Source organism: Amycolatopsis sp. NPDC045836 (assembly GCF_056431745.1).
The window spans coordinates 282,997-289,456 of the sequence record NZ_JBWKKF010000006.1; the positions used below are offsets into that span (position 1 = coordinate 282,997).

6 protein-coding genes are annotated in these 6,460 nt (G+C 69.9%); 4 read left to right on the forward strand and 2 right to left on the reverse strand.

The features are described 5' to 3' along the window. Positions 1 to 54: 54 nt before the first annotated feature. Positions 55 to 912, reverse strand: a complete 858-nt coding sequence (gene ddaH / locus AC07EG_RS13430) for a dimethylargininase (RefSeq protein WP_478253348.1) — start codon at positions 910 to 912, stop codon at positions 55 to 57. A 74-nt stretch (positions 913 to 986) separates the two neighbouring features. Here ddaH and AC07EG_RS13435 point away from each other — a divergent pair, with 74 nt between their 5' ends. The 4 genes from AC07EG_RS13435 (at position 987) to AC07EG_RS13450 (ending at position 5,371) form a co-directional block, all read left to right on the forward strand. After that, positions 987 to 1,433 carry an Lrp/AsnC family transcriptional regulator gene (locus AC07EG_RS13435; protein ID WP_478253349.1) on the forward strand — a complete coding sequence of 149 codons (447 nt, stop codon included), beginning with the start codon at positions 987 to 989 and terminating at the stop codon, positions 1,431 to 1,433. Between the two features lie 7 nt (positions 1,434 to 1,440). After that, the gene (locus tag AC07EG_RS13440; RefSeq protein WP_478253350.1) at positions 1,441 to 2,214 is read left to right on the forward strand and encodes an enoyl-CoA hydratase; all 774 of its coding nucleotides are present in this window, start codon (positions 1,441 to 1,443) and stop codon (positions 2,212 to 2,214) included. A gap of 176 nt (positions 2,215 to 2,390) precedes the next feature. Next, entirely contained in the window at positions 2,391 to 4,310 is a 1,920-nt protein-coding gene (locus AC07EG_RS13445) for a 2-oxoacid:acceptor oxidoreductase subunit alpha (RefSeq protein ID WP_478253351.1), read from the forward strand. Continuing rightward, entirely contained in the window at positions 4,307 to 5,371 is a 1,065-nt protein-coding gene (locus AC07EG_RS13450; protein ID WP_478253352.1) for a 2-oxoacid:ferredoxin oxidoreductase subunit beta, read from the forward strand. The genes AC07EG_RS13445 and AC07EG_RS13450 overlap by 4 nt, the downstream gene beginning before the upstream one ends. Positions 5,372 to 5,389: 18 nt before the next feature. Here the strand turns inward: AC07EG_RS13450 and AC07EG_RS13455 are convergent, their stop codons facing one another. Continuing rightward, the gene (locus AC07EG_RS13455; RefSeq protein WP_478253353.1) at positions 5,390 to 6,268 is read right to left on the reverse strand and encodes a sunset domain-containing protein; all 879 of its coding nucleotides are present in this window, start codon (positions 6,266 to 6,268) and stop codon (positions 5,390 to 5,392) included. Positions 6,269 to 6,460 lie beyond the last annotated feature (192 nt).

The window sequence follows — 6,460 nt, forward strand, 5'->3', positions numbered from 1 at the left end:
CTCGGGCTGGTGGCGGTCACCGCGGCCGCCGCGGTGCTGCTGCTGGCCTGAGCGCTACTTGCGGATCTCCATCGTGCAGCACTTGGGGCCGCCACCGGCCTTGCGCAGCTCGGAGATGTCGACGTAGACCGGTTCGTAGCCGCGTTCGGCCAGGCGGTCGCCCAGTGCGGTCGCCTCCACCGGCAGCACCACGTTGCGGCCGTCCGAGACGGCGTTGAGACCGAAGCACTCGGCGTCGGCGGCGGTCGCTTCCACCGCGTCCGGGAACATCCGCCGCAGCACCCGCAGCGAACCCGCCGAGAAGGCCCCCGGGTAGTAGGCGAGCTGCGCCGGCCTGCTGTCGGTCGCCTCCGAGAGCACGAAGAGCGCGGTGTCGAGGTGGTAGTACTTCGGGTCGATCAGCCGCAGCGAGACCACCGGCACGCCCAGCACTTCCTGCGCTTCGCCGTGTGCCTCGGGATCGGTGCGGAAGCCGGTGCCCGCGAGCAGGAAGCGGCCGGTCCAGGCGAAGTCGCCCTCGGCCTCGTTGACCTTGGACGGCATGGTCAGGTCGCGGTAGCCGTGCTCGACGAACCAGCGGCGGAAGTGCTCGGCTTCGGCGGCCCGCTGCGGCGCGCGGAAGCGCGAGCCGAGCACCCGGCCGTCGATCACCGTGCCGGAGTTGGCCGAGAACACCATGTCCGGCAGGCCGGGCTGCGGGGTGATCTCCTCGACGGTGTGCCCGAGGCGGCGGTAGGTGTCCCGCAGCTCCCGCCACTGCTCGACGGCACGGGCCGCGCTCGCCGGCCGGCTCGGGTCCATCCAGGGGTTGATCGAGTACTCGACCGCGAAGTACCGCGGCTCGCACATGAGGTACCGCCGCGTGGTCGGCACGCGCACCGCGTCCGGAACGACCTGATCCACAACCGTCATGGGGCCAAGGTAAGGGCGCGCTGACTGCGCAAGCAATCGACGTTCCTTGCGCATATTCGTGCTAAACATTGCGAATGAACACCATCGACCAGCGGATCGTTTCGTGTCTGGTGACCAACGCGCGATCCAGCTACGCCGAGATCGGCAAGGTGGTCGGCCTGTCCGCGCCCGCGGTCAAGCGCCGGGTCGACCGGCTGCTGGAGACCGGGGTGCTCAAGGGGTTCACCGCGGTGGTCAACCCGGAGGCGCTCGGCTGGGGCACCGAGGCCTTCGTCGAGGTGCACTGCCAGGGCAACGTCGCCCCGGCACGCATCAGGGCCCGGCTGGAACCGCTGCCGGAGGTGGTCGCCGCCTACACCGTGACCGGGGCCGCCGACGCCATCGTGCACCTGCGGGCGGCGGACATCCACCAGCTGGAAACCGCGCTGGAACGCTTGCGCGGCTTGGAGATCATCGACCGCACGGTGTCCACCGTGGTGTTGTCGAGGTTGCTGGAGCGCCCGCCCAACCCGGGCGCATGATGGACGGATGATCCGCAGCGAACAGGCAGGCAAGGTCGCCGTGCTCACCATCGACGCCCCGGACACCCGCAACGCGCTCACGCTGGACCTTTCCGCCCAGCTGGCCGCCGCGGTCGCCCGTGCCGAGGCCGACGAAGGCACCCACGCCGTGGTGGTCACCGGCGCGCCGCCGGGGTTCTGCGCCGGCGCCGACCTGTCCGCGCTGGGCGAGGCGAAGGAAGCCGGGCTGCGGGCGATCTACGAGGGCTTCCTCTCGGTGGCCCGGTGCTCGCTGCCGACCATCGCCGCGGTCGGCGGGTCCGCCGTCGGCGCCGGGCTGAACCTGGCGCTGGCCGCCGACGTCCGGCTGGCCGGTCCGCGGGCGAAGTTCGTCGCCCGGTTCCTCGAACTCGGCCTGCACCCCGGCGGCGGCATGACCTGGATGCTCCAGCGGGCCGTCGGCAGGCAGCGGGCGATCGCCATGACCCTGTTCGGCGAAGTGCTCGACGCGGCCGCCGCCGAAGCCGCTCGTCTCACCATGCGGACGGTCGACGGCGACCACGGACAACTTCTCGAAGCCGCGCTGGAACTCGCCGCGCCCGCCGCCGAAGCACCACGCGAACTCGTCATCGCGACGAAGGCGACGATGCGCGAGACCGCGGCGGAACCGTTCCACGATGCGGCCGTCGAGCTCGAAATAGCGCCTCAACTGGTCTCTTTGGCCTCGCCCGAGTTCGCCGACCGGCTGCGGCGGCTGCAGCAGCGCATCAGCGGGATTTCAGCGGGTGGCGCTAGGAAGTAGGGCGTGACCGGGCACACGCGGGGCTACCCCAAGTACCTGTTACCATAAGTCACAGGTAAGTCGGCTCACACCACGAGATGCACCAGAAGCTCTCCAAGTAGCCTTGAGGCAGAGGCGGCATCGTCGAGTTCCCGGTGCAAGGCACTGCCAGTCGGGAGAGAGGGAATCCCTGACCCATGAGCACGAGTGCGAACGGCAACGGCGCAGACGCACTGACCGCGCTGTCGCCGGCCAGGCAGACCGAGATCAGCAAGCTGGACCGGGTGGTCATCCGCTTCGCCGGTGACTCCGGGGACGGGATGCAGCTGACCGGGGACAGGTTCACCTCGGAGGCCGCCGCCTTCGGCAACGACCTGTCCACCATGCCGAACTTCCCGGCCGAGATCCGCGCACCGCAGGGCACCATCCCCGGCGTCTCCAGCTTCCAGGTGCACTTCGCCGACTACGACATCCTCACCCCCGGCGACCGGCCGGACGTGCTGGTGGCGATGAACCCCGCCGCGCTCAAGGCGAACCTGAGCGATGTTCCACACGGTGGGACGGTGATCGTCAACACCGACGAGTTCTCCGGCCGCAACATGACCAAGGTCGGTTACGACGGCAACCCGCTCGAGGACGACACCCTCGCCCCGTTCCAGGTGCACAAGGTGGCCATGTCCACGCTCACCCGCGGGGCGCTGGAGGAGACCGGGCTGTCGAAGAAGGACGCCGAGCGCGCGAAGAACATGTTCGCGCTCGGGCTGCTGTCCTGGATGTACCACCGGCCCACCGAGGGCACCGAGGCGTTCCTGCGCGAGAAGTTCGCCAAGAAGCCGGACATCGCCGAAGCCAACATCCTCGCCTTCCGCGCCGGCTGGAACTACGGCGAGACCACCGAGTCCTTCGCCACCACCTTCGAGGTCGCCCCGGCCAAGCTGGCCAAGGGCACCTACCGCCAGATCACCGGCAACACCGCGCTGGCCTACGGGCTGGTCGCCGCCGGGCAGCGGTCCGGGCTGCCGATCCTGCTCGGCACCTACCCGATCACCCCGGCTTCGGACGTGCTGCACGAGCTGTCCAGGCACAAGAACTTCGGCATCCTGACCTTCCAGGCCGAGGACGAGATCGCCGGCATCGGCGCCGCGCTCGGCGCCTCCTACGGCGGTGCGCTGGGCGTCACCTCCACCTCCGGCCCCGGCGTGGCGCTGAAGTCGGAGACCATCGGCCTCGGCGTGATGACCGAACTGCCGCTGGTGGTGGTGGACGTGCAGCGCGGTGGCCCGTCCACCGGGCTGCCGACCAAAACCGAGCAGGCCGACCTGCTGCAGGCGCTCTACGGCCGCAACGGCGAGAGCCCGGTGCCGGTGATCGCGCCGCAGACCCCGGCCGACTGCTTCGACGCCGCCATCGAGGCCACCCGGATCGCGCTGAAGTACCGCACGCCGGTGCTGCTGCTCTCCGACGGCGCGATCGCCAACGGCAGCGAGCCGTGGCTGATCCCGGACGTGGAGAGCCTGCCGGACCTGAAGGTCGAATTCGCGCGGGAGCCGAACGCCACCGACGGTTCCGGCGAGTTCTGGCCGTACGTCCGCGATCCCGAGACGCTGGCCCGCGCCTGGGCGGTCCCCGGCACGGCCGGGCTGCAGCACCGCATCGGCGGGCTGGAGAAGGCCGACGGCACCGGGCACATCTCCTACGACCCGGACAACCACGACAAGATGGTCCGGCTGCGCCAGGCCAAGGTCGACGGCATCGACGTGCCCGACCTGGTGGTCGACGACCCCAGCGGGGGGAAGGCGCGGGTGCTGGCCATCGGCTGGGGTTCCTCGTACGGCCCGATCGGCGCGGCCTGCCGCCGCGTGCGCAAGCAGGGCATGGCCATCGCGCAGGCGCACCTGCGGCACCTCAACCCGTTGCCGGGCAACCTCGGCGACATCCTGAACTCCTACGACACCGTGGTGCTGCCGGAGATGAACCTCGGCCAGCTGGCCACCGTGCTCCGCGCCAAGTACCTCGTCGACGTGCACTCCTACACCAAGGTCGCCGGGCTGCCGTTCAAGGCGGAGGAACTGCAGGGCGTCTTCACCGACATCATCAAGGGGGTAGCGGGCCAATGACCGCGATCGACCTCGGCTTGCCCACGCTCGGCGGCCTCGACGGCGTGCCGACCACCGGCGAACCGCAGAAGGCCAAGGACTACAAGAGCGACCAGGAAGTCCGCTGGTGCCCCGGCTGCGGTGACTACGTGGTGCTCAACGCCGTGCAGTCGTTCCTGCCGACGCTGGGCCTCAAGCGCGAGAACATCGTGTTCATCTCGGGCATCGGCTGCTCGTCGCGGTTCCCGTACTACCTGAACACCTACGGCATGCACTCGATCCACGGGCGGGCCCCGGCCATCGCCACCGGGCTGGCCACCACCCGGCCGGACCTGTCGGTGTGGGTGGTCACCGGCGACGGCGACGCGCTCTCCATCGGCGGCAACCACCTGATCCACGCCCTGCGCCGCAACGTGAACCTGAAAATCCTGCTGTTCAACAACCGGATCTACGGGCTGACCAAGGGTCAGTACTCGCCGACCTCGGGCCCCGGCATGGTCACCAAGTCCACCCCGATGGGCAGCTTGGACACCCCGTTCAACCCGCTGTCGCTGGCCATCGGCGCCGAAGCCTCGTTCGTCGGCCGGGCGCTGGACTCCGACCGCAAGGGGCTGACCGAGGTGCTGCGGGCCGCCGCCGAGCACCGCGGTTCGGCGCTGGTGGAGATCTACCAGAACTGCCCGATCTTCAACGACGGCGCGTTCGAGGTGCTCAAGGACAAGGACGAGGCGCAGCGCAGGCTGATCCCGCTGAAGGCGGGCGAGCCGATCCGGTTCGGGCCGGAGAACGAGTTCGGGGTCACCCGCGGCGGCTGGGGCGGGCTGGAAGTGGCCAAGGTCAGCGAGATCGGCGAGGACAACCTCGTCGTGCACGACCCGGCCATCCAGGACACCAGCTACGCGTTCGCGCTGTCGCGCATCGGTGACCAGAACCTGAACCACACGCCGATCGGCGTGCTGCGCCAGGTCTCCCGGCCCACCTACGACGACCAGGCCCGTGCCCAGGTGGAGCAGGCCACGGCGGCGAAGAAGCCGGACCTGCAGGGCCTGCTGCGCGGCAAGGACACCTGGACCGTGGTCTGAGTCCTTCTTGGCCGTGGCTCAGCCGAGCGGGCGGAACCCGACCCGCTCGGCGTCGGCCGCGGTGCGGAACCAGACCTCGGCGACCATGCGCGGGAACTGCGGTGAGTCCTCGGTGCAGTAACGCAGGGCCGTCACGCTGGCCTTGACGCCGAATTCGTCGGCGGGGCGGCCACCACCCGGCTTCGGCATGGCGGAGCCGGGTCCGAACGGGCCGACCGGCACGGACAGCTCCGGCTCGAACTCCCTGGCTGGCGGGGGTTCCGGGATGTTGCTCCCCGGGGCCACCGCGGGTTCGAACAGCGATCCGCTGTTCTGCCCGTGTTCCGGTGCGGGCTCCCGGCGTTCGACCTGGCGCACCGACGGCTCGATCGGCCGCGGCGGGTCGAACCCACCCGGCGGGGGCGTCCGCGGCTGGCGCTTGGGCAGCACCTGGGTGCGCTCGGCGGCCAGCTCCTCCTCGTACGACGGCAGGTCGTCCTCGGGGGCCGGGGTGAACAGGCTGGCGGGACGCTCCTCGTCGAGGAGGCCGCTGCCGTTGTAGTACCTGGTTTCCTCGGTCTGCCCGCGGGAGAACCAGCTCTGCTCCACGGATTCGTGCTCGGGCGCGTCGTCCTCGTAGTGCGACCGCAACTCGATGTCCGACTGGATGGGCTCGGGTTCATCCGCTTCACGGATCGGCACGTGGATTTCGCGCGGATCTTGAACCTGCTCGTACGCGGTCTGGTACCCGGTCGCCGAGGACTCCGGCTCCGGGGCCGGCTGGAAGGAACGCGTCGCCTCGGCGTCGAACGAAGGCTGATAACCGGCAGCCGCCGACGACCGCGATTCGGAGTCATCCTCGAACGCGGGCTGGTAACCGGTGGCCGCCGACGACCGCGACTCCGGCTCATCCTCCAACGCAGAGTGATAACCGGTAGCCGCCACAGACCGCGACTCCGGCTCATCCCCGAACGCAGACTGATAACCCGTCGCCGCCGACGACCGCGACTCCGACTCATCCTCCAACGCAGAGTGATAACCGGTAGCCGCCACAGACCGCGACTCCGGCTCATCCCCGAACGCAGACTGATAACCCGTCGCCGCCGACGA